This window comes from Frankia tisae (assembly GCF_025403405.1).
Lineage (GTDB): Bacteria > Actinomycetota > Actinomycetes > Frankiales > Frankiaceae > Frankia > Frankia tisai.
This window is the reverse complement of sequence record NZ_JANEZT010000019.1, coordinates 1-22,293: the sequence shown is the minus strand read 5'-3', so window position 1 is coordinate 22,293 and position 22,293 is coordinate 1. Positions and strand designations below refer to the sequence as shown.

The following is a 22,293-nucleotide window of genomic DNA, read 5'->3' as shown; positions in this document are numbered from 1 at the left end:
GGAGCTGCCCGTGACCGTGATCCCGCCGTCGCCTGACCATCCGCCGGCCGCCCCACGCGCCGTCGGCTACGAGGAAGTGACCGACCCCGACTTCCGCGCGCATGCGGAGGCCACCTTCCACCAGGATCGCCCACTCCGCGGCGGTCTACTCCTGCGCGGCCACTGCCCGCGCTGCGGCCACTACATGACGTACTACGCGACCAACGTGGTCGTCCGCGGCCTGCTGCCGCCGCGCCGGACCCGCCCTCCCGCGCCCACCGCCGGCAGCGACCTGACGGTCATCTGCACCTGCGAGGAGAGCCATGCGGGCCGCCCCGAGAGCTACCACGGTTGCGGCGCCTACTGGCTGCACCAGACCGGGCCGGCGTGACCGCGTCCGGCCCCCGCCGGACGGCGACGCCGGCGGAGGCCCACGCCGCCCAGCTGACCCAGCGCATGCTTCGCGAGGAGCTCCCGCGGGTGCGGGCGGCCGCGCTTTCCTGGCGTAACGCCCTGGCCGGGCTCATCGCCGGCCTGGTCGGCTTCGGTCTCATCCGGGGCCGTTCGGAGATCGACGACCTCGCCTCGCCGTGGGCGGCGGTCGTCGGACTCCTGCTGCTCGCGGCACTGGTCGCGGGCGGCATCGGCGCCGTGTGCCTGTTGTCCGCGGCGCACGGCCGGCCGGCGGTCGTCACCGTCGAAGTCCAGACCCCCGACGTGGTCCGCGACCATGCCGAGGCGTTACGTGCCGTACGGGCGCTGCGGCTCGGCGTCGTGCTGGTGTTCACCTGCGCCGGGCTGCTCGTCGCCGCGGTCGGCGTCACCTGGTACGGGCCGGCGGCGAGCGGATCACTGCTCGAGGTCCAGACACCCACCGGCCCGTTCTGCGGCGGCGTTGCACGCATCCGCGCCGGATTACTCACCCTGCATACGGACGTCGGCAACGTCGACGTCGACCTACAGGCCGTCACCGGGATCCGCGCCGTCGCGACCTGCCCGTCGCCAGCCTGACCGCGAGGCCTGCTACCGGCGACCCCAGACGCAGCCCGAGCTGGAGCCGTATCACCGAACCCAAACGCGAACATCAGACCCACGACCACGACCACGGTGACGTGAGTGACCGCTGCGTCCGCGCCCTACCGGCCGGGTTCCCTCACTGGGCGGGATTGGCACAGGTAAGCGAGCCGAGAACCACCAGGCTCGTCTTCGCCTGGCCTTGCGTGGATGCTGCACTCGGCTCTTGGGGGCACGGTCCCTCTCGAGGAGCACAGGTTTGTCAGGCGGTCCGGTAGGCCGCGGCCGCGGCGGCGCGTGCGGTGAGGCGGCGGGTCAGCGGGCGGTCGGCGGCGCCGAGGTCGGGCACGGTCACGGCGCCGCCGGTCAGCAGCGCCGCGCCGGCGCGGATGTCCTCGGGGGTGAGGGCGCCGTCGACGGTGAGGACGTCGCCGGTGGCGACGGCGATCCGGCCGACCGCGTCGACGCCGGCCTCGAACGCCAGGCCGGTGACGGTCGTCGACTCGTGCGCGAGCCAGAGCGCCACCGCGGCCACCGACGCCGGCGGGGCGACCCGCTCGATCGCCGCGTACATCTCGGGCCGCGACCGGGTGCGGTCGGCGGCCAGCCGGGACGCGGCGAACGGCGCGACCGCGTTGACGGTGATGCCGCGCCGGGCGCCTTCGAGGGCGAGCGTCTGGGTCAGGCCGTGCAGGGCGCCCTTCGCGACCGTGTACGGCAGCGCGGCGGCCAGGCCGAAGTAGCCGGCGGCCGAGGTCGTCGTCACGATCCGGCCGTAGCCCTGCTGCGCCAGGTGCGACCAGGCCGCGGAGCACAGCGCCCAGGTGCCCAGCACGTGCACCCGGAAGAACTCGGTGAGCACGTCGGCGGTGACCTCGCGCAGCCGCACGATCCGGTCGATGCCGGCGTTGGCCACGACGACGTCCACGCGGCCGAACGCGGCGAGCGCGCGCTCGACCAGCGCCTCGGCGACCCCCGGCTCGGCGACGTCGCCGAGGTGCGCGACGGCCCTGCCCCCGGCCCGGCGGATCTCGGCGACGACGGCCTCGGCCCCGTCGGCCCCGTCGGCCCCGTCATCTCCCGGCGCCCCCAGGGGCGCCCCGGCGGGTTCGGGCAGGTCGTTGACGACGACGGCGGCCCCGCGGGCGGCGAAGGCGAGCGCGTGCGCCCGGCCAACGCCGCGCCCGGCGCCCGTGACGAGCACGGTGCGCCCGGCGAACGACAGCGGCCCGGGATCCGCGGCGGTCACAGGTCGACCGTTGGGGCGACAAGCGTGTCGCCGAGGCGGGCGACGTCGTCGCGCATCTCGGCGATCGTGCGCCCGCGCACGGCGACGGTGAGCCGGTGGACGCCGAAGTCGGCGTACACCTTCGCCTCCTCGACGTTGCGCGCGCCGCCCGCGGTGAACTCCATGGCGTCGGGGTCGCGCCCGACCGCCCTGGTCTCCTCGCGGACCCGGGCGAGCAGCTTCGGGAGCTCGACGAGGGGGTCCTGGCCGGGGAAGACGAACGGGAAGTAGCCGTCGCCGCGGGTCGCCGCGCGGCGGACCGCCGCGTCCGACGCCCCGCCGACGAACAGCGGGATCGCCCGGCGCACCGGCCACGGCCGGCACTCGACCTGGTCGAAGCTGACATGCTCGCCGGTGAAGGTCGCCGAGTCGTCGCGCCACAGCACCCGCATGGCGTCGATGTACTCGTCCATGCGCCGGCCCCGGTTGCGGAACTCCATACCGACGGCGGCGTACTCCTCGGGCAGCTCGCCGACGCCGATGCCGAGCATCAGCCGGCCCCCGGAGAGATGGTCGAGGGTGGCCGCGGTCTTGGCCAGCACCGTGGGCTGGTGCTCGGGCAGGATCAGCACGCCGGTGCCGAGGCGGATGCGGGTGGTGACGGCGGCGACGTAGGTCAGCCAGATCAGCGGGTCGGGCATGCCGCCGCGCCGCGACAGCCGGTCCATGCTGCCGTTGGTGACGCCGCGGTACGGGGTGGCATCGGTGCGGCGTGACTGCACGACGTGCTCCGGCGCCCACAGCGACTCGAACCCGGCCTGCTCGGCCGCGACGGCGAGCGCCACGGCATCCTCGGGGTCGGGGAACCCGGTGCTGGCGAAGACGATGCCCCACTTCATCGCGTGCCCCACTTCATCGCGTGCCCCACTTGGTCACAGGCTCTCCTCAGGAGTTCACGGTCGGGGCGTTCTCGACCGCGGTGTGGCGACCGAGCAGGTCCGCGAGGTAGGGCTGGGCGGCGCCCATGCCGCCGTCGACGCGCAGCACGACCCCGTTGACGTAGCGGGCGGCGTCGGAGGCGAGGAACGCCACGACCCGGGCGACCTCGTCGGGCGTGCCCAGCGGGGACGGGGTGTGCGCGGCGAACACGGCGCGCATCCGGCGCAGCCCCCGGCCGGGTCCGCGGACGGTGTCGGTCAGCACGAGCCCCGGGGCGATGGCGTTGCAGCGCACCCCCACCGGGCCGTAGCGGGTGGCGATGCTGCGGGTCAGCGACTCCAGCGCCGCCTTCGACGCCCCGTAGGCCGGGCGCAGGTGCTCGGCGGCCGCGGCGGCCCCCGACGAGGTGTTGACGATCGACCCGCGGCCGGCGGCGATCATCGCGGGGAGCACGGCACGCGCCAGCAGCATGGGCCCGCGCACGTTGACGGCCATCGTCGCGTCCCAGAGCTCCGCCGTCATGGTCAGCACCTCGGCGTCGCCGCCGCCACCGGACAGCGCGGTCGCGGCGGCGTTGTTGTGCAGCACACTGATCGGGCCGAGTTCGCCCGCGACCCGCTCGACGCAGTCGCGCACGGCGGCGGCGTCGGCGACGTCGAGAGCGAGGGCGAGCGCCCTCCCACCGGCCGCGACGATCTCGTCGCGGACGCGACGCGCCGACGCGTCGGCGATGTCGGTGACGGCGACCGCCGCGCCCTCGGCGGCGAGCCGGCGGGCGCTGGCCGCGCCGATTCCCGAACCCGCGCCTGTGACCAGCGCGACCTCGCCGGCCAACGGACCGTGGCCGCCGGTGCCGCCGGCCGGCTCACCGGAGGTAGTCATAGCCGCCGTCGACCATCAGCGTCGTGCCGGTGATGTACTGGGCGTCCGGGCCGACGAGGAAGACCACGGCGCGGCCGACGTCGGCCTCGGCGTCGCCGAGTCGACCCAGCGGTACCTGGGCGGCCAGGCTGGCCGCGGCGTCGGGCAGGTCGGCGGTCCAGCTGTCGAAGCCGGGCGAGCCGGCGAGCGGGCAGACGACGTTGACCCGGATGCCGTAGCGACCCCACTCGGCGGCGGCGACGCGGCTCATCGTCCGCAGCGCCTCCTTGGCCGCGGCGTAGGCGCCCATCGCGGGGCGGGCGGTCAGCCCGCTGCCCGAGCCGAAGTTGACCACGCTGCCCCTGCTGGCCCGCAGGTCGTCGAAGCAGGCCTGCATGAACCGCAGCGACCCGACCGGGCCCGACTGCCAGACGGCGGCCAGGTCGTCCTCGGTGAGCCGGCGGATCGAACCGTAGCGGGTGGTCTGCGCGACGTTGACCAGGCTCGTCACCGGGCCGAGCGCGGCGCGCACCGCGGTCACGGCGGCGTCCACATCGGCGCGGACCCCGGCGTCGGCCTGCACCGCGATCGCCCGCCCGCCCCGCTCGACGATCTCGGCCGCCACGGTCTCGCACTTGGCCAGCGTCCGCCCGACGACCGCGACGGCGGCGCCCTCGGCGGCCAGTGCCAGCGCCACGCCGCGGCCGACGCCCTGGCCGGCCCCGGTCACCAGGGCGACCGTCTCCGCCAGCCTCACACCGATTCCCCGGCGACCACGGAGGCCGGGGAGGCCGGGCGAGCGGCGGCCTGCAGGGTGGAGTAGAGCGGGTCGGTGCGGTCGCGGCGGGGCAGATGGTCGCCGAACTTGGTGATCCGGGCGCGGTCGGCGTCCCAGGGCCGGACCCATTCGATGACGGTGATCCGGTCGGCGATGCGCCACCGCCCGTCGCGGCGTTCGAACCGGTCGACGTAGCGGAAGCCCGCGGCGTAGTTCCACCGCACGTCGCCGGCGGGCTCGCCCGCGTGGTAGGCGACGCCGTAGCTCTCGGCGACGGCGACGTGGGCGTCGGCGACGTCGTGGCCGGTGGGGATGTCGACGAGGACGTTGCCGAGGTGGTGCATGGTCATGGTCTGGCGGCCCAGCAGCGGGCCGACCCAGTCGATGAACTCGTCGCGGGTGCCGGTGAACGGCCCGTGCCGGTCGGTCGCCTCCGGCCAGTAGCAGCCGCGGACCAGTTCGAGGTCGAGGCGGTCGATGCCGCGGCAGTACTCCAGCAGCACCCGGCGGATCGCGGCCTCGTCACCGACCGTCGCCGGCCCGCCTGTCAGCGCGCTCATCGGCGGGCCTCCCGCGCGCCGATGTTGACGGGAGCGACAGATTCGGCGGGCACTCGACCTGTGACCTGCCCGGGGGCGGACGACGTGGGGGCCCTTCTCTGGCCTCGTAAGTCAGGAATGTCCGTCGTCATCGCTCGCCCACCTTCCCGGGAGGCCGCCGCTGGCCTCGCCATCGTCATTGGAGCGACGTTTGACGGTCATGTCAACATGCAGGATGCTCGACCGGTGGGGCCGTCGGGCGCGGTGATCAGCATGCGTCCGCCAGCGGCATCCGGACCGGTCACGCCGCCCCCACGGCCAGCCGATCCGCCTTCGAAGTATGTGCGACATACACCGCATGTGCGACATACAACGTATAGATCCAGTCCATATGGACATCGAACTGTTCGAGGAGACCGGAGCCGATGAGGCAGGACATCCGATGAGGCAGGACATCCTGGCCGGTGTGCGGGTCGTCGAGGTGGCGACGTGGACGTTCGTCCCGTCGGCAGGCGCCGTGCTCGCCGACTGGGGCGCCGACGTCGTCAAGATCGAGCACCCGGTCACGGGTGACCCGCAGCGCGGCCTGATCAGCTCTGGCATCGTCGCCGGCGCCGGCAGCATCAACCACTTCGTCGAGCAGCCCAACCGCGGCAAGCGCAGCCTCGGCCTGGACATCGGCAGCGAGTCCGGCCGCGAGATCCTGCAGAAGCTGGTGGCGGAGTCGGACGTGTTCGTCACGAACCTGCTGCCCGACTCCCGCGCCCGCGCCGGCATCGACGTCGACGACGTCCGCGCCTGGAACCCGAAGGTCATCTACGCCCGTGGCCACGGCTACGGCTCGCGCGGGGAGCAGGCCGGCCGCGGCGGCTACGACATGGCCGCCTACTGGTCGCGCGGCGGCATCGGCGACTCGCTCATCCCGCACGAGGGCGACTGGCCCGCGCCGCAGCGGCCCGCCTTCGGTGACACCTACGGCGGCTTCGCGCTCGCGGGCGGCATCGCCGCGGCGCTGTTCCGCCGCGAGCGCAGCGGCGAGCCGTCCGTCGTCGACGTGTCCCTGCTGGCCGCGGCGATCTGGCAGCTCGCCCCGGATATCGTCGGGGCGGGCGTCACCGGCGCTCCGATCCCGAAGTTCCAGCTCGAGGAGATGCCCAACCCGGTCGCGAACCTCTACCGCACCGGCGACGGCCGTTTCCTCGCGGTCGTGCTGCTGCAGGCCGACCGCTTCTGGTCGGACTTCTGCACCCGCCTGGGCCGCACGGACCTCATCGACGACCCCCGGTACAGCGACGCGAAGGTCCGCTTCGTCAACCGGCGCGAGTGCATCGCCGAGCTGCGGGCAACCTTCGAGTCGGCGCCGCTGTCGCACTGGGAGAAGGCCCTGGCCGACTTCGACGGCGTCTGGGACGCCGTGCGCACCGCCCCCGAGCTGCACTCCGACCCGCAGGTCCAGGCCAACGGCTACCTGCCGAAGATCACCGATGGCAACGGCAACACGTTCTCCGTCGCGGCGAGCCCGGTGCAGTTCGACGAGAAGCACCTCGAACTCACCGCCGCCCCCGAGCACGGCCAGCACACCGAGGAGATCCTCCTCGAGCTCGGGTACGACTGGGACAAGATCATCGAGTTCAAGGAGTCCGGCGCCACTTCCTGACCGACCATGGCGGGTCGGGCTGCGGCTACGCACGCCCGACCCGCCCTCGTCTGTTGCCGGCATGTTCCGCACCGTTCCCCGCGGGGCGCCCACGGCGTCTCCCGCCGAGCCCCACGAGGTATCCAGTAGTGATCGACCAGGTCGGCGTCGCCGACACCGAGGAACAGGCCGCGCTCACCGAGGCCGTGGTCGGCCAGCTCGCCCGCAACTGGCCCACGGACTCCCGGCACAAGCAGATCGCCGACCCCGCGCAGGTCTCGGAGCTACCGGTGTGGGCGGCACTCGCCGAGGTGGGATTGGCGGGCCTGCCGCTGGCCGAGGAGCAGGGCGGCGGGGGCGGTCGCTGGGCCGATCTCGCCGTCGCCCTCGAAGCGGTCGGGGCGATGCTCGCACCGGTGCCGAGCATCGGTGCCGCCGCGGCGCTGGGGACCCTGCAGGCGCTGCCCGCCGCGGCGGCGTCGGCGCTGCTCGGCGCCGTCGCCGACGGGACGGTGGCGACCCTGGCCTGGACCGCGCACGAGGGCCTGTGGGGCGCGCCCGGCTCGGTGCGCGCGGCCACCACCTCCCCTGCCGGTGCGGCGCCTGCCGGTGCGCAGGTGGGTCTCACCGGCGAGGTCTCGGCCGTGCTGTCCCCGGAGGCGGCCCACGTGCTGGTGCTCGCCGAGGCCGCGGGCGGCCCCCTGCTGGTCGTGGTCGACGCCGGCGCCGCCGGGTTCGACCTGACCCGGGTCGGTGGCGTCGACGCCACCCGGCCGCTGGGCACACTGACCCTGCGCGAAACCCCGGGCACCGTGCTGGCGTCGGGCGCCGAGGCGATCGCGGCGGTGCGCCGGGGCCAGGCCACCGCAGCGCTGGCGCTGGCCGCCGAGCTCACCGGCCTCGCCGGGCACTGCCTGACCGGCGCGGTCGGCTACGCGGCCGACCGCCACCAGTTCGGCCGGCCGATCGGCTCCTTCCAGGCCGTCAAGCACCGCTGCGCCGAGATGCTCGCCGAGGTCGAGCAGGCCCGCGCGGCCACCCGCCACCTCGCCGCCCGCCTCGACGACGCCGCCGACCCGGCCGAGCTCGACGATGCCCTGGCGCTGGCCCTGCTCGCCGCCGGCCGCGCCGCCCACGTCGTCTCCAACGAGTACCTGCAGATTCTCGGCGGAATCGGCTTCACCTGGGAGCACGAGGTCCACCTGTACCTGCGCCGGGCCGCGGCCACCGCGCCGCTGCTCGGCGGCGCCGCCGCGCACCGCGCCCGCCTCGACCCCACCCGCCGCGGCGCCGGCGCCAGCCCGGCGCTGAGCGTGCCCGACTCCGGACCCGCCGCGGAGCTCGCCGGGCACGTCGCCGCCCTGCTGCCCGCCTACCGCGAGGCCTGGGGCGACGAGGTGTCGTTTCCCGCCCGGATGGCCTGGCAGCAGGCGCTGCACTCGGTCGGCTGGGTCGCCCCGCAGTGGCCGGTGGAGTACGGCGGACGCGGGCTCGGCATCGTCGACCAGGTCGCCTGCGACCGGGTCCTGGCGACCCACCGGGCCCCGCAGCCGCTCGGCGGCGTCCTCGGCCTGAACAACGTCGCCCCCACGCTCATGCGTTACGGCACGCCGGAGCAGAAGGCGCACCTGCCGGCGATCCAGGCCGGCACCGAGATCTGGTGCCAGGGCTTCTCCGAACCCGGTTCGGGCAGCGACCTCGCCTCGTTGCGGACCCGGGCGGAGCTCGTCGGCGACGGCGACGACGCCGAGTTCGTCATCACCGGGCAGAAGGTGTGGACGTCGGAGGGCATGGAGGCGACCCACTGCCTGCTGCTGGCCCGTACCGACCCGGGCGCGCCCCCGCACCGCGGGATCTCCGCGCTGCTCGTGCCCCTCGACCTGCCCGGCATCACCCGCCGCCCGATCACGATGATCACCGGCGAGAGCGGCTTCGCCGAGGTGTTCTACGACTCCGTCCGCGTCCCGCGCAGCGCCCTGCTCGGCCCGCTGCACGCCGGCTGGACGGTCACGATGACCACGCTCGGCTTCGAGCGGGCGGGTGTCATCGAGCTCGCCGCCGGGCTGGAGCAGTCCGTCGGCGACCTGGTGACGGCGCTGTCGGGCCACGGCCTGGACGAGCTGACCCGCCTGGAGCTCACCGACCGGCTCGTCGAGGCCCGCCTCGTCGGCCTGCTCGGCAGCCGCGCGCTCGGCCGCATCGCCGACGGCGGCGCTCCCGGCGCGGAGCACTCGGTCATCAAGCTGCTGTGGTCGCGAGCCATGCAGCACCAGGGCGAGACGCATCTCGCCGCCCTCGGCCTCGCCGGCGTCGCCGAGGCGACCGGGCGCCGCGCGCAGCGAGAGTACCTGATGTCGCGCTCGGCGACGATCGCCGGCGGCACCACCGAGATCATGAGGAACATCCTCGCCGAGCGCGTCCTCGGCATGCCGCGCTGACCTGCCGCGTCCCGCCGCCGGGGCGGGCCCGTTCAGACCGGGCCACCCCGGCGTGGGCGGCGCCCGCGGCGTCGGCCCTGACTCCGCCGGGCCGGTGAAACCACGGAGGGCGTGAGCCGCGATGACACGGCCCACGCCCCCCGGTGGTCGACTCAGTGCGAGCGGGTCAGCTCGTGCCGAGCTTGTAGATGCCGGTCGCGTCGATGGTGCGGAAGTTCGACAGCTCCCCGGTCTTCGATGCGTCGGCGACGAACCCGGTCGACGCGCAGATGTTCGGCGACACCGTGCTCGCCTTACCGTTGCACTGGAAGGTCGCACCGCCACCGAGCGGGTACTTGGCAGGCGGCGCCGTCTTCAGCGCCGTGGCGATGTCGGTCGGGGTCACCCCGGTGCCCGACACGGCGTTGACTCCGCGGACGAGCCCCAGCATGCCCTGGTAGCCGCTGATGGTGTACGGGTCGGCGGTCTTCAGGCTGCCGCCGTAGGCGTCGACCACGGCCGAGTACAGCTTGAACTCCGGGGTGGACGGATCCCGGTTGGCCTGCGCGACGATCTTCACACCTTCGAAGCCGCCGGGGATCGAGGCCCCCTTGTCCGTGCCGACGCACCGGTCAAGCGCGGTGATCGTCGCCTTGATGCCGAGCGCCTTGATCGCCTTGATCGCGCTCGCGCAGAACGTCGGGTCGCCCGTCACGTGGTAGAGCTGGGGCTTGTTCTTCTGCGCGGTCTGGATCTGCGGGGTCATGTCCGCGGTACCCGGCGGGATCGCGATCACCTCGGCCTTGCTACCGGCGTTCGCGAAGAACGCCGGCGAGAGCGCCTTGGCCGCGCCGCTGGCCGCCGGCACGTCGATGACGAGCACGACAGCACTGGCCAGCTTGGCTTCGCGTGCGTAGGCCGCGGCGGTGCCGAACGGCCCGAGCGGGTTGCCGAGCAGGAACACGTTCTTGGTCGCCAGGGCGACCGGCGTCGCGACAACATTGAGCACCGACGGGATCCCGGCGGGAGAAACAATCTTGATCCAGGGGTCGGCCTGCCCCGGGCTGCCACCGGCCACCGCGGAGACCTTTTCCCGGACGAACGTGTTGCCGCACGCCTGGGCGTCCGCGGGGACGGATTTGTCCTCACAGCTGACGAGCTCGATCTTGTGGCCGCGCAGTCCACCGAGGTGGGCGTTGGCGTAGTCGACGACGGCCTGCGCCGACTTCTCCTCGGCCGAGGCGTCCACCGCCTGGGTGCGGCCGGTGCCGACCCAGCCGATCTTCACCGGGGTGCCGGTCGCGGCCTTCGCCGGACCGAGCAGGGCCGAGTCGGCCTTCGTCGACGCGCCCCCGCCACTGCCGCCGCCACCACCACCGCTACTGCCACCGCAGGCGGCGGCAACCAGCGAGGTGGCGAGCAGAACACCGGTCAGCGCGGTGCGGGTACGCAGCCGCCGGGGCGGCCGGCCGGCCATCAGGGAACGAGGCGTTAACAAACGCACGGTGGTGCTCCTTAGTCATTTGATCACTACAAAATCGCGCGGTCCGTGGACCGGACGGCCCACGGACCGCGCGGATGGTGCGTGCTGCGGGCCAGGAAGAAGGTGGGGGATCAGGCGGAGGCGCCCGCCTCGGCTCCCAGGTAGGCGGCCTCGAGGCCCGAACGGTCGGCGGCGAGGTCCGCAGCCGGCCCGCTGCGGACGACCTCGCCGTGGACGAGCACGATGGCCTGGTCGGCGACCTCCAGCGCGAGCTGGACGTGCTGCTCGACGAGGATGACGACGGCCCCGGTCTCGTCGGCGATCCGGCGGACCACGGGCAGCAACCCCTCGACGATCACCGGTGCGAGGCCCATGCTCATCTCGTCGATGAGCAGCACGCGCGGCTTCTGGACGAGTGCGCGGGCGACGGCAAGCATCTGCTGCTCCCCACCCGACAGCGCACCCGCCGCAACGTCCAGCCGCTTGCCCAGACTCGGGAACAGCTCTATGACGTCATCGAGACTGTATCCGCCGGAGCGCCGCGCGACGACGAGGTTCTCCCGGACGTCGAGGTCGGAGAACAGCGCCCGGTCGTCGGGGACGAGCACGATGCCGGCCCGGTTCGCCGCCGCCGGCCGCCCCCCGGGCACGGGCGTGTCGTCCACCAGCACCTCGCCGCCCAGCCGCGGCAGCAGCCCGGCGAGGGTCATCATCATGGTCGTCTTGCCGGAGCCGTTCGGGCCGAGGACGCCCAGCACGGTCCCGCTGTCGGCGGTCAGGTCCAACGAGCGGACGACCCGCACCGCGCCGTAGCCGGCCTCCAGCCCGCGCACGTCCAGCAGCGGGGTGACCGCGCCCGCCCCGGCAGAGGACGGGGCGGCGCCCGTCACCGGGCTCGGCGCGGCCGGCTCCTTCACCACGACCGGTTCGGTCGGGCCGGTCGCCGCCGCGTCCTTCGCCGCCGCCGGCTCACTCACAGTCGGCTTGTCCGCCGCCGCCGGCTCACTCACAGCCGGCTTGTCCGCCGCCGCCGGCTCGTTCGTCGCGGCCGGCTCACTCACAGCCGGCTTGTCCGCCGCCGCCGGCTCACTCACAGCCGGCTTGTCCGCCGCCGCCGGCTCACTCACAGCCGGCTTGTCCGCCGCCGCCGGCTCGTTCGTCGCGGCCGGCTCACTCACAGCCGGCTTGTCCGTCTCGGCCGGCTCGTTCGTCGCGGTCATGCCGACACCTCCTCCGCGTGGGTGCTGCCGAGATAGGCCTGGGCGACCGCGGGATGGCTGCGGATGTCCGCCGGGGTGCCGTGCGCGATGACCTTGCCGAAGTTGAGCACGTGGATCTCGTCGCAGAGGCTGAGCACGAGGCTCATGTCGTGTTCGACCATGAGGATCGTGACGCCGCTGGCCCGGATGTCGCGCAGCCGCTGGCCGAGCCAGTGGCTCTCGACCGTGTCGAGACCGCCCGCGGGTTCGTCGAGCAGCAGCACGCGGGGCCGCCCGACGAGCGCCCGGGCGATGGAGACGAGCTGACGCTGGCCCTGGGAGAGCTCACCGGCGGGACGGTCGGCGACGGCGGTGAGCCGCAGCAGGGTGAGAGTCGCCGCGACCTCCTCGGACCTGGAACTGCCGGCCTCGCGCCGCGAGGCGCCCGCGGTCAGCCCGACGCTGACGTTCTCCCGGACGCTGAGATCCTCGTAGAGCTCGATCGCCTGGAAGGTCCGGCCGAGTCCGGCGCGGACCCGCTCGTGCGGACGCAGCACCGACAGGTCCTGGTCGGCGAGCGCAACGCTGCCGGTGGCCCGGGCGAACCCGCTGATCGCGTCGATCGCCGTCGTCTTGCCGGCGCCGTTCGGGCCGATGAGGCCGACGATCCGCCCCGGCGGCACGGACAGGGACAGGTTGTCGACCGCGAGCACACCGCCGTAGCGGACGGTGAGGTCGTGGACCGTCAGCACGGGCTCGGCCCCGTCGCCGAAGACGACAGCCGGCCCCGAGGCCGCCGCCGCGGCGTCGGCGACGATCTCGCCGGCCTGCGCGACCACGGCGTCCTCGGGCGCGACGAGCGCGTCCGACCGGGTGCCCGCGGCCCGCGAGCGGCGGCGTTCGATCACCTGGTGGGCGGGGCCGACGATGCCCTCCGGGTTGAAGACCACGGTGAGGATCAGTAGCAGCGCCGCCACCGCCTCGTACCAGACCCCGGTGGAGACGACCTTGTCGACGAGCGCGTAGACCAGCCCGTTGACGACGGTGACCCCGGCGAGGATGCCGCCGGAGACCGAGGTGGTGCCCGCCAGGTAGACGGTGCCGAAGAAGGTCAGCCCGACGATGGCGGTGAACGGGTCGTTGGTGACGTTGCCGAACTTGTAGGCCAGCAGCGCCCCGCCGATGCCGGCGATGAACGCCCCCAGCGCGAACGCGGCGAGCTTGACCCGCACGACGTTGACGCCGGCCGCGGCGGCGGAGCGCTCGTTGGCGCGCACGGCGAGCATCTGCGAGCCCAGCGTGCTGGTGCGCAGCCAGGCGACGCCGAGCCCGACGAGCACAAGCACGAGCAGGCAGAGCACTCCGAAGGTCACCCGGGGGAAGTCCGAGCCGCTGCCGACGCCGAGGTTCCACCCGAAGATCTCCGGGTTGGGCACCGACGCGCCGGAGGAGCCGACGAAGTCGAGGTTGCGGAACCACAGCGCTTCCAGCGCGAACGCCAGCGCGAAGGTCACGACCGCGACCGTCAGCCCGCGGATGCGCAGCGCGGGCAGGCCGATCACCACGCCGATGACGGTGGCTCCGAGCGCGGCGACGATCGGCGCGAAGGGGAAGGCGATGTGCAGGTGCTCGGAGATCGGCCCGACCAGGAACGCCGCGACCCCGGCCAGCGGGAGCTGCGCGAACGACACCTGCCCGGCGTAGCCGGTGACGACCACGACCGACAGCGCGATGACGGCGTAGACGAACGTGGAGATCAGCCCGTCGCGCAGGTCGCCGGTGAAGGCGATGAGGCCCACGACACCAAGCACGGTCGGAACCACGGTCGGCAGCACCACGTTGTGCGGTCGAGGAGCACGGCCGAGGTTACGGGTGATGACCGCGCCCCGGCCTGGCAGCGGCTGCGCGCGTACCACGAGGACGACGAGGATCAGGATGAGCGGTACCAGTTCCGGCAGGCCGGAGGAGGGCAGCCAGTCGTAGCTGTTCTGCAGGTACTGGGCCTCGGACTGCAGGGCGCCGATGACGATGCCGGCGATCGTCGCCCACAGGACGTGCTGGAACCGGCCCATGATCGCCGCCGCCAGGGCGGGGACGATGAACAGGGTGTAGGAGACGGGGATCAGCGGGACGATCGGCGCGATGAGGATGCCGACCAGTCCGGCCGCCGCAGAGGAGATCATCCAGTTGCCGGCGGCGACCCGGTCCGGGGAGATGCCGCTGACGTAGGCGCCCTTCTCGCTCGACGCCGTCGCGCGGGTGGCGAGGCCGAAGCGGGTGCGGGCGAACACGAGCGACACCGCGGCGGCGAGCACGAGCACCGTGATCGCCAGGTAGACCCGGTCGCTCGGGACGTTGATCGAGCCGGCCTTCCACAGGTCGGTCGGGAAGATCGGGTCGACCGCGACGGCGGTGGTCCCCATCCGCGCGGCGATCAGGGCGGTGATGGCCAGCGAGACGCCGAGCGAGGCCACCGCCTTCGCGACCGGCGGCGCGTTGCGCAGCGGCCGGAAGATCACCAGATGGAGCCCGAGGCCGAGCAGGGCGGAGAGCGCCACCGCGATCGGCAGCGCGGCACCCATCGGTAAGTCACCACCGATGTCGATGGTCGTCGGCGTGCCGGGGATCAGGTTGATCAGCTCGCCGGAGCGCAGGTAGGCATAGACGTAGGCGGCGAGCAGCGCGATGCTGCCCGTCGCGAAGTTGATGATCCCCGAGCTTCGGTACGTGATGGTGAGGGCGAGCGCGAGCGCACCGAACACCGCACCGTTGCCGAGGCCGAGGAGCAGGAAAACAATATGTTGACTCAAAAGTCACTCCGCAGGTCGTCCCAGAGCGGGAGGGGCGCTCAGGCCTGCGCAGGTCGCGGATCACCGCGCCTCGACAGGACCGTCGGGGCGCGTGACGGATCTTGCCAGCCCCCCGATTGAGTTAAACTCATTGGATTGTTGTGTGCTACTTCACAGCCTGTCAAGCGATGCCGTGACCTGCGGCGGAACGACCGGCAAACGGGGGGTTCGCGGCCTGTCAGAAGGCCGAGCGGTGGTGGCCCCCGTCGACGGCGATGTAGTGCCCGGTGAGGTAGCCGGCCTGGCGTGAGCACAGGTAGACGATCGACGAGGCGATCTCCTCGGGCTCGCCGAGCCGGGCGGCCGGCACCCCCGCCGTGTCGATCATCCACTCGCGGCGTGCGGCCGGCTCGGTCAGGCCCTCGTGCGTCGACAGGTACCAGTTCGTCGTCTTCGTCGCGATCCAGCCCGGGGCGATGGTGTTGATGGTGATGCCGTGGCGGGCGTACTCGTCGGCGACGCTCTTGAGCAGGCCGACGGTGGACGGCCGGGTGGCGTTGGCCACCGTGTGCGGCGGGGAGCTCTGCGGCTCCTTGGCGGTCGCCGAGCCGATGTGCACGTAGCGCCCGAACCCGGCCTCCTGCATCCCCGGCAGGACCGCGCGCAGCATGTGCACCTGACTGAGCGTGTAGACCCGGTAGGAGTCGACGTAGTCCTCCGCCCGGGTGATCTCGGCGAAGAAGCCGCGCACGTGGAAGTCCGCCTGGGTGACCACGATGAGCGGGGGCCCGAGGCGGTCGGTGACCTCGGCGACGGCGGACTCGATGCCCTCGGCGGTGCTCATGTCCGCGGACACCCCGACCGCCTCGCCACCGGCCTGCGCGATCGACGCGACGGCGGAGTCGATGTGGCGCTGCGTGCGCGCGACGACGGCGACGCGGCTGCCCTCCGCCGCGAGCATCTTCGCCACCTCGAGCCCGATCCCCTTGCTGCCGCCGACGACGAGCGCCACCCGATCGCGAATGCCAAGGTCCACAGCCTGCTTCTCCTCCGGGACGGTTCCGCCCCTGCCGCCGAGTCCCGCACCCACCAGCCGGGAACGGTGTTCCCATCCTGGCACGTGCACCGGCCGGACGCCCGCAACGGTGATCACAACAGCCGATTGACAACTCAACGTGACCTAAGCCACAATCGCGACCAGGCGTCGGCCGACCGTCATCGGGATGCCGCCACAGGTCCCGCGCGCCGTCCTCACACGGATCACGCCGCCCGCCGGCCGGGAGAAGCGTCGGAGGTTCGACGAACCCACCCGCCGCGTCGCCCACGAGCCCCTCCAGCACCACCCGGGTCAACCCCCGGTCATTTCCCGAACACAACGAGGAGTTCCAGCGTGCATATCTCCAGGTCGCGATTACCGCTTCGGCGCACGTGTCCGACCCGCCCCCGCAGGCACCTGTCCCGATCGGGCAGTCACGCCCGCGCCGGTCTGTCGGCCGTGGCGCTCGCCGTGGCGATCGCCACCGGCGTGGCGGCCTGCGGCAGCAGCGGCGGTGGCGGTGGCGGTGGCGGGAGCACAGGCGGTGCGGCGAAGGCCGACAGCAGCCTGCTCGGCCCCGCGAAGGCCGCCACCGGCACTCCGGTCAAGATCGGCTGGGTCAGCACCGGCCGGACGCAGGCCGTCGACACCTCCGGCGAGATCCGGGCCGCCCAGGCCGTGACCGACTACGCCAACGCCCACCTCGGCGGCCTGCGCGGCCACAAGATCGAGCTCGTCACCTGCGAGGACAAGTCCGTCCCGGCCAACGCGCAGGCCTGCGGCAACCAGTTCCTGCGGGAGAAGGTCGCCGCGGTCGGGGCTGGCAGCCCCGGGCAGACCGACCCCTGGCTGAAGATCGTCGCGCCGGCGGGCATCCCGGTGGGCATGAACCTCGTCGCGACCCAGGCCACCCTGACGACGAAGAACGTGTTCATCTGGGGCAACCCCCTGGCCTCCTTCGGCACCCCGGCCGCCTTCGCCCGGGACAAGAAGCTCACCAGCGCCGCCGTGTTCGTCATCGACGTGCCCGCGGCCAGCGACCCGGCCAAGCAGCTCGTCCCGCCGTTCTTCGCCAACGCCGGGGCCAAGGCCGAGGTGATCGCGATCCCGCCGGGTACCGCCGACATGACCCCGCAGATCCAGACCGCGCTGAAGAACAAGCCGGCGATGTACCACGTGATCGGCGACCCGACGTTCTGCGCCAGCGCCATCAAGGCGATCAAGGCCCTCGGCATCACCGCGCCGATCACCGCGCTGGACCGCTGCATCGGCGCCGACCACGGCGCGTCGATCCCCGGCGGCTTCGCCGGCGTCGACATCATCGCGCAGGCCAACGTCGACCCGTCCACCCCCGAGTTCAAGCTGTTCAACGCCGTGATCGACGCCTACGGCAAGAACCTGAAGATCGACTCGATCAGCATGAGCGGCTACCAGGGCATGTTGAGCCTGGTGCGGGGCGTGAACGCGGCGCCCGGCACGGACGTCTCCTCCACGGCCATCGCCACGGCGCTGCACACCATGCCGGCCACCACGTACCCGCTCGGCGGTGGCGCCGACTTCCAGTGCAACGGCAAGGCCAACTCGATCTCGCCGAACATCTGCTCCACCACCGGGTTCATCGCGGATGCCGACAAGCAGGGCGCGCTGACGAACTTCCGTTCCCTCGACACCACGGGGATCTTCAAGCTCGGCGCGAGCTGACGGTCCCGCCCGCCACGCAGCGGGCAGCACACGCAGACGGGCGCCCCGGGGCCATCGGCCCCGGGGCGCCCCTGCTTTCCGCCCGCCGGCTACCGGAAGGCGGCGGGCCGGGACAGGCCGACGAGGTCCAGGACCAGCTCGGCGTAGGCGGCGACCTCGTCGGCGCCGGGCTGGTGGTCGAGGGCGATCCAGGCCGCCTGACGGCTCATGACCATTTCGAACGCGGCGTCGGCGAGAAGCTCCGCCCGGGGAAGCTGGGCGCCTCGCAACGTCCGGGCCAGGGGCTGGCGCAGCGGGAGGGTGAGCGTGGCCTCGGCCTGGGGGAAGCGGTGCAGCAGGCGGTAGCGGTCCAGCGCGAGGGCCCGGATCGCCCGCGCGGCCTCGCCCCGCGCCAACGACAGCAGCGCCACCGCCCAGGTCCGCACCGCCTCGGCGGGCGGCCCGGCGGTGGCGACGCGGCGCTCCACCACCACGGCCGTGCGCCGCGTCGCCTCCTCGACCACGGCGAGGGTCAGCCCGTCCTTCGACCCGAACACCCGGTAGAAGGCGGCGTTGTGCCGCCCGGCGCGCGCCACGACGCCGCTCACCCGCAGGTCGACCGTGTCGGTCGCGGCGAGCAGATCGAGGGCCGCGGCGATGAACGCCTGGCGCTCCCGCTCCAGGGCGACGGGATCGTCGAGGTAGCGCAGCGGACTCGCCATCGACGTTCCCTTCGTCGGCGCAGGCGGGCAGCCAGGCACGGCGCGTAGAACATCACTCTACGGCGTGCAAGGGGCGTCCCGACGGCGGCCCGAGGGAGTACAACGGTAGTTGACGGCACCGCCAACGACCTGTCCCGGCGGACCACCGGTCAGACCGGCCTGCCGAGCCGCCCGAGCGCCACTCCCGGTTACTCGCGGCAAACGCCCTGCAAGCACGGCCCGCCGCCACCCGGACGCCCTACGCAATCGCGTCATCAGCGGACAGCCATCAGATGACGCTTTCGTCAACATTGGGTACGCTGCTACGCGCCAAACCGCTACACCGACGAGGAGCGCGTCTTATGCCGCTGCAGGATCATCATCAGATCGTCTCGGTGGACGACCACCTCATCGAACATCCGCGCGTCTGGCAGGACCGGCTGCCGGCGGCGCTGCGCGAGCAGGGCCCGCGCATCGAGGAGCTCAACGGCAAGCACGTCTGGCACTACGACGGTTCGGTCTTCCCGACCGTCGGGCTCAACGCGGTCGCCGGTCGCCCGCCGGAGCAGTGGGGCATCGACCCGGTCCGCTACGAGGAGATGATCCCCGGCTGTTACGACCCGGTCGCCCGGGTGAAGGACATGGACCTCGACGGCATCCAGGCCGCTCTGTGCTTCCCGTCCTTTCCCGGCTTCGGCGGCGGCGTGTTCCAGCGGGCGCCCGACAAGGACCTCGCGCTGCTGTGCGTGCAGGCGTGGAACGACTTCCACATCGACGAGTGGTGCGCGTCCGCGCCGGACCGCTTCATCCCCCTCGCTCTGATCCCCACCTGGGACCCGCACCTGGCCGCGGCGGAGATCCGCCGCACCGCCGCCAAGGGCGCCCGGACCATCTCCTTCCCCGACAGCCCCGTCCCGCTGGGGCTGCCCTCCTTCCACAACGCCGCCTGGGAGCCCGTGTGGGAGGCCTGCGAGGAGACCGACATGGTCATCTCGCTGCACTTCGGCTCGGGCAGCTACGTCCCCGGCTTCTCCTTCGCCGCCACCCGCGCCATCCCCGGTGAGGTCGTCCTCCCCGACGCCCCGTTCGCCGTCGCCATCACCATCTTCTCGACCAACCTCATGTGGTCGGCCACCGACCTGCTGTTCTCCGGGGTCCTCCAGCGGCACCCGAAGCTGCAGTTCTCCCTGGCCGAGGGCGGCATCGGCTGGATTCCCTACATCCTCGAGCGCGCCGACTTCGTCTGGGAGCGTCACCGCTACTACCAGCCGATCGACTTCGACGCCCGCCCCTCCGACCTGTTCCGCAAGCACTTCTGGGGCTGCTTCATCGACGACGAGTTCGGCCTGGAGAACCGGCACAAGGTCGGCATCGACCGGATCATGCTGGAGATCGACTACCCGCACTCCGACTCGAACTGGCCGAACAGCCGCAAGCGTGCCGCCGAGGTCCTCGCGAACGTTCCCGACGACGAGGTCGTGAAGATCACCGAGACCAACGCCCGCACGATGCTCCACTTCCCCCGCTCCTGACCGAACTCCGCTCCTGAACGAACTCCGCTCCTGAACGAACTCCGGCTCCTGAGTGAACTCCGCTCCTGACCGGCCCTGCCCCGCGCGAGCCACCCGGCCCGCGCGGGGCTGTCGCTCAGGGCGGGCCGGCGGCTGCGGCACCGGGGTAGAGCGCGGAGGTCAGCAGCTCGGACTCGGCGTCGCGCCACCGCGTCCAGGACCGCTCGTCGTCGAAGTCGACGTCCAGGGCGTGTTCCAGCAACGGCCCGAGCAGGACCGGGGCGAAGCCGAGGATGAGCAGCATCGCCGCCTCGGCGCGCAGGTCCGTCGACGGGCGGGCCTTGCCCATGCGTTCCCGGTGGGCGAGCTCCTCGGCGGACAGGTCCACCGCCCGGCGGAACCAGTCCAGGCCGTCGGGCTGGCCGTCGAGCAGCATCCGGCGGACGTAGGCGCCGAGCAGCGGCACCTCGGCGACCATCCGCTCGAAGCGGACGAGCCGGCGTTGCAGCGCCTGCGCCGGGTCGCCGCCGCGATCGGGTTCGCGGGTGTTGCGGTGCAGGTACTCGACGATCCACGTCGAGATCGCGTCCATGACCCCCTGCTTCGACCCGAAGTGGTGGATCACCAACGCCGGCGAGACACCCGCGCGCTGGGCGATCGCGCGGACCGTCGTCGCATGCACCCCCCGCTCGGCGACCAGGGCGAAGGCCGCCGCCCGGATGCGCGCCTTCGCGGTGAGATCCTCCGGCCCGGTCAACTGCGTCGACATCCCCATCCCCTTCCACACCGCCGTCCAGCCAGCTGAACGGATGTTCAGCATAGGGCCGTGACGACGAAAGGAGTCTCGAGGTGACCGAGACCGGTACGTCGACGCGGAACAAGGCGACGGTGCGGGCGTTCTTCGTCCGGATGAACGCCGGCGACGTCGCCGGCGCCTTCGACCTGCTCACCGACGACGTCGCCTGGTTCAGCCTGTCGACGCGGCGGTTCTCCGACCGCGACCAGATGCGCGCGTCGATCGAATGGGTCAACACCGAGCTTCTGCGGGCGCCGATCCAGCAGACCGTCACCACACTCACCGCCGAGGACGACCGGGTCGCCGCCCTCACCGAGGGCCATGCGGTCACCGTCGCCGGCAAGCGCTACGACCAGGCCTACCACTTCCTGTTCGAGTTCTCGGGCGAGCGCATCGGCCGGCTGTGGGAGTTCAACGACACCTACCACTCCCGGACGGTCTTCGCGCTGAGCGAGGCCGGCGACCTGCCGCGGACCGACCCCGCCTGAGGCGGCGGCGCGGGGCCGCGGAGCCGGACCGAGATCACTGCGGGGCGTGTTCCCCGACCGCCCCCGCGGCGAGAAGGCCGGCGATGCGGCCGTCGGAGTAGCCCAGGCCCGCGAGAATGCGGCGGGTGCCCGCGCCGGGAGGCGGAGCCGCCGCGGTGATCTCGCGCGGGATGCCGGACCAGTCGGCGTAGCGGCGCACGACCGTGCACGGACCGAGATCCGGCTCGTCGATGCGGGTCAGGATGCCCGCCGCGGCGAACCAGGGGTCGGTCAGGAACCCGCCGCGGTCGAGAACCGGGGCGGCCGGCACGCCCGCGGCGGCCAGCAGCTCGGCGGCCTCGACGCTGGTCAGGCCGGCAAGCGCCGCGGTGATCCGGTCGGCCGCCGGGCCCGCGGCCGGCGCCCGCAGCAGGGCCGCGGCGCCGTCCTCCCCTCCCCCGCCGCCGGCGAGGCCGAGCGCGGTCACGAGGGCGGCGGTGTGCTCGGGCGTCGTGGCGGCGACGGCGACCCAGCCCTCCTTGCACGGGTGCAGCCGGTGCACGGCGGTGTCGCCGACGTACTCGTGGCTGCCGACCGCCGGCGCGGGCCGGCCGGCGTGGCGGACGAACTCCCCGGCCTGCATCATCACCGAGGAGTTCACCATCGTGGTGACGACCTCCTGGCCGAGCCCGTCACGCCGGCGGGCGTACAGCGCGGCGAGGATCCCGAAGGCGACGAGCGATCCGGTGCCGATGTCGTGCACGAGCATGGCGCTCTGGCAGGGCGCGCCGGCGCCGCCCTGGGCGGCGATGAGACCGGAGCGGGCCTGCAGCAGCGGATCGAAGGCGGGGGTGGCGCTCAGCGGGTTGCCGGTGCCCCAGGCGGTGACCGTGCCGCGCACGAGCCGCGGGTTGATCGCGGCGAGGGTGGCGTAGTCGGTGCCGATGCGTTCGCGCACTCCCGGGCGGACGTTGTCGAGCAGAACGTCGGCGCTGCGCACCAGGTCGTGGAAGATCTCCCGGCCGGCGGGCGTCTTCAGGTCGACCACGATGTCGTCCTGGCCCTTGTGGAAGGCGAGGAAGGAGACGGTGTAGATCCGGTAGGGATCGCCGTGGGGCCCCTCGACCTTGATGACCTCGGCGCCGTAGTCGGCGAGCAGCGTCGAGCCGAACGGCCCGGCGACGAAGCTGCCCAGGTCGAGCACGCGCAGCCCGGCCAGGGGGGCGGGCGGGTCCGCCGC

The 22,293-nt window shown here is 73.0% G+C and carries 19 protein-coding genes; 7 read left to right on the top strand and 12 right to left on the bottom strand.

Annotation, left to right across the window (positions count from 1 at the left end; all coding sequences use genetic code 11):
• Positions 1 to 10 precede the first annotated feature (10 nt).
• Both NBZ85_RS03440 and NBZ85_RS03435 read left to right on the top strand, forming a co-directional pair.
• Positions 11 to 370, top strand: coding sequence for a hypothetical protein (locus NBZ85_RS03440; RefSeq protein ID WP_261553770.1), 360 nt, complete (start codon positions 11 to 13; stop codon positions 368 to 370).
• A complete protein-coding gene (locus NBZ85_RS03435; RefSeq protein WP_261553769.1) occupies positions 367 to 990 on the top strand; it encodes a hypothetical protein in 624 nt (207 codons plus the stop codon). The genes NBZ85_RS03440 and NBZ85_RS03435 overlap by 4 nt, the downstream gene beginning before the upstream one ends.
• Positions 991 to 1,255: 265 nt before the next feature.
• On the opposite strand, the gene NBZ85_RS03430 is transcribed toward NBZ85_RS03435, so the two are convergent.
• Genes NBZ85_RS03430 through NBZ85_RS03410 form a run of 5 tightly spaced genes read right to left on the bottom strand, consistent with a single transcriptional unit; the run spans position 1,256 to position 5,359 of the window.
• On the bottom strand, positions 1,256 to 2,242 hold the full coding sequence (locus NBZ85_RS03430) for an SDR family NAD(P)-dependent oxidoreductase (RefSeq protein ID WP_261553768.1): 987 nt from the start codon (positions 2,240 to 2,242) through the stop codon (positions 1,256 to 1,258).
• The gene (locus tag NBZ85_RS03425; RefSeq protein ID WP_261553767.1) at positions 2,239 to 3,120 is read right to left on the bottom strand and encodes an LLM class F420-dependent oxidoreductase; all 882 of its coding nucleotides are present in this window, start codon (positions 3,118 to 3,120) and stop codon (positions 2,239 to 2,241) included. The genes NBZ85_RS03430 and NBZ85_RS03425 overlap by 4 nt, the downstream gene beginning before the upstream one ends.
• A 46-nt stretch (positions 3,121 to 3,166) precedes the next feature.
• Positions 3,167 to 4,042, bottom strand: coding sequence for an SDR family NAD(P)-dependent oxidoreductase (locus NBZ85_RS03420; protein ID WP_261553766.1), 876 nt, complete (start codon positions 4,040 to 4,042; stop codon positions 3,167 to 3,169).
• Positions 4,026 to 4,778 (bottom strand): SDR family NAD(P)-dependent oxidoreductase, encoded by a 753-nt coding sequence (locus NBZ85_RS03415; RefSeq protein WP_261553765.1) that lies wholly within the window; start codon positions 4,776 to 4,778, stop codon positions 4,026 to 4,028. The genes NBZ85_RS03420 and NBZ85_RS03415 overlap by 17 nt, the downstream gene beginning before the upstream one ends.
• Complete coding sequence (locus tag NBZ85_RS03410) at positions 4,775 to 5,359, bottom strand: nuclear transport factor 2 family protein (protein ID WP_261553764.1); 585 nt, start codon at positions 5,357 to 5,359, stop codon at positions 4,775 to 4,777. Before NBZ85_RS03410 ends, NBZ85_RS03415 begins: the two co-directional genes overlap by 4 nt.
• Positions 5,360 to 5,780: 421 nt before the next feature.
• Between NBZ85_RS03410 and NBZ85_RS03405 the strand changes: the two genes are divergently transcribed.
• A complete protein-coding gene (locus NBZ85_RS03405) occupies positions 5,781 to 6,995 on the top strand; it encodes a CaiB/BaiF CoA transferase family protein (RefSeq protein ID WP_261553763.1) in 1,215 nt (404 codons plus the stop codon).
• Positions 6,996 to 7,123: 128 nt separating this feature from the next.
• On the top strand, positions 7,124 to 9,412 hold the full coding sequence (locus NBZ85_RS03400) for an acyl-CoA dehydrogenase family protein (protein WP_261561505.1): 2,289 nt from the start codon (positions 7,124 to 7,126) through the stop codon (positions 9,410 to 9,412).
• 166 nt (positions 9,413 to 9,578) lie between these two features.
• Here NBZ85_RS03400 and NBZ85_RS03395 read toward each other — a convergent pair whose 3' ends face one another.
• The 4 genes from NBZ85_RS03395 to NBZ85_RS03380 form a co-directional block, all read right to left on the bottom strand.
• On the bottom strand, positions 9,579 to 10,895 hold the full coding sequence (locus NBZ85_RS03395; protein WP_261553761.1) for an ABC transporter substrate-binding protein: 1,317 nt from the start codon (positions 10,893 to 10,895) through the stop codon (positions 9,579 to 9,581).
• Between the two features lie 110 nt (positions 10,896 to 11,005).
• The gene (locus tag NBZ85_RS03390; protein WP_261553780.1) at positions 11,006 to 11,764 is read right to left on the bottom strand and encodes an ABC transporter ATP-binding protein; all 759 of its coding nucleotides are present in this window, start codon (positions 11,762 to 11,764) and stop codon (positions 11,006 to 11,008) included.
• Between the two features lie 326 nt (positions 11,765 to 12,090).
• Positions 12,091 to 14,883: a branched-chain amino acid ABC transporter permease/ATP-binding protein gene (locus tag NBZ85_RS03385; protein ID WP_261561504.1), complete on the bottom strand. Its 2,793-nt coding sequence runs from the start codon at positions 14,881 to 14,883 to the stop codon at positions 12,091 to 12,093.
• A 217-nt stretch (positions 14,884 to 15,100) separates the two neighbouring features.
• Complete coding sequence (locus NBZ85_RS03380) at positions 15,101 to 15,898, bottom strand: SDR family oxidoreductase (RefSeq protein WP_261561503.1); 798 nt, start codon at positions 15,896 to 15,898, stop codon at positions 15,101 to 15,103.
• Positions 15,899 to 16,357: 459 nt separating this feature from the next.
• On the opposite strand from NBZ85_RS03380, the gene NBZ85_RS03375 reads away from it, so the two are divergent.
• The gene (locus NBZ85_RS03375; protein ID WP_261561502.1) at positions 16,358 to 17,599 is read left to right on the top strand and encodes an ABC transporter substrate-binding protein; all 1,242 of its coding nucleotides are present in this window, start codon (positions 16,358 to 16,360) and stop codon (positions 17,597 to 17,599) included.
• An 89-nt stretch (positions 17,600 to 17,688) separates the two neighbouring features.
• Here the strand turns inward: NBZ85_RS03375 and NBZ85_RS03370 are convergent, their stop codons facing one another.
• Positions 17,689 to 18,300: a TetR family transcriptional regulator gene (locus NBZ85_RS03370; protein WP_261561501.1), complete on the bottom strand. Its 612-nt coding sequence runs from the start codon at positions 18,298 to 18,300 to the stop codon at positions 17,689 to 17,691.
• 341 nt (positions 18,301 to 18,641) lie between these two features.
• Between NBZ85_RS03370 and NBZ85_RS03365 the strand changes: the two genes are divergently transcribed.
• Positions 18,642 to 19,811, top strand: coding sequence for an amidohydrolase family protein (locus tag NBZ85_RS03365; RefSeq protein ID WP_261561500.1), 1,170 nt, complete (start codon positions 18,642 to 18,644; stop codon positions 19,809 to 19,811).
• A 115-nt stretch (positions 19,812 to 19,926) separates the two neighbouring features.
• Here the strand turns inward: NBZ85_RS03365 and NBZ85_RS03360 are convergent, their stop codons facing one another.
• Positions 19,927 to 20,559 carry a TetR/AcrR family transcriptional regulator gene (locus NBZ85_RS03360; protein WP_261561499.1) on the bottom strand — a complete coding sequence of 211 codons (633 nt, stop codon included), beginning with the start codon at positions 20,557 to 20,559 and terminating at the stop codon, positions 19,927 to 19,929.
• Between the two features lie 80 nt (positions 20,560 to 20,639).
• Between NBZ85_RS03360 and NBZ85_RS03355 the strand changes: the two genes are divergently transcribed.
• A complete protein-coding gene (locus NBZ85_RS03355) occupies positions 20,640 to 21,074 on the top strand; it encodes a nuclear transport factor 2 family protein (protein WP_261561498.1) in 435 nt (144 codons plus the stop codon).
• Between the two features lie 34 nt (positions 21,075 to 21,108).
• Here NBZ85_RS03355 and NBZ85_RS03350 read toward each other — a convergent pair.
• Positions 21,109 to 22,293 (bottom strand): CoA transferase (locus NBZ85_RS03350; RefSeq protein WP_261561497.1); only part of this gene is annotated, 1,185 nt, incomplete at its 5' end.

Excerpts from the sequence above, each read along its gene's own strand:
- NBZ85_RS03365 (WP_261561500.1), top strand. The coding sequence starts at position 18,642 with ATGCCGCTGCAGGATCATCATCAGATCGTCTCGGTGGACGACCACCTC.
- NBZ85_RS03425 (WP_261553767.1), bottom strand. The coding sequence starts at position 3,120 with ATGAAGTGGGGCATCGTCTTCGCCAGCACCGGGTTCCCCGACCCCGAG.
- NBZ85_RS03410 (WP_261553764.1), bottom strand. The coding sequence starts at position 5,359 with ATGAGCGCGCTGACAGGCGGGCCGGCGACGGTCGGTGACGAGGCCGCG.
- NBZ85_RS03370 (WP_261561501.1), bottom strand. The coding sequence starts at position 18,300 with ATGGCGAGTCCGCTGCGCTACCTCGACGATCCCGTCGCCCTGGAGCGG.
- NBZ85_RS03420 (WP_261553766.1), bottom strand. The coding sequence starts at position 4,042 with ATGACTACCTCCGGTGAGCCGGCCGGCGGCACCGGCGGCCACGGTCCG.
- NBZ85_RS03405 (WP_261553763.1), top strand. The coding sequence starts at position 5,781 with ATGAGGCAGGACATCCTGGCCGGTGTGCGGGTCGTCGAGGTGGCGACG.
- NBZ85_RS03360 (WP_261561499.1), bottom strand. The coding sequence starts at position 20,559 with ATGTCGACGCAGTTGACCGGGCCGGAGGATCTCACCGCGAAGGCGCGC.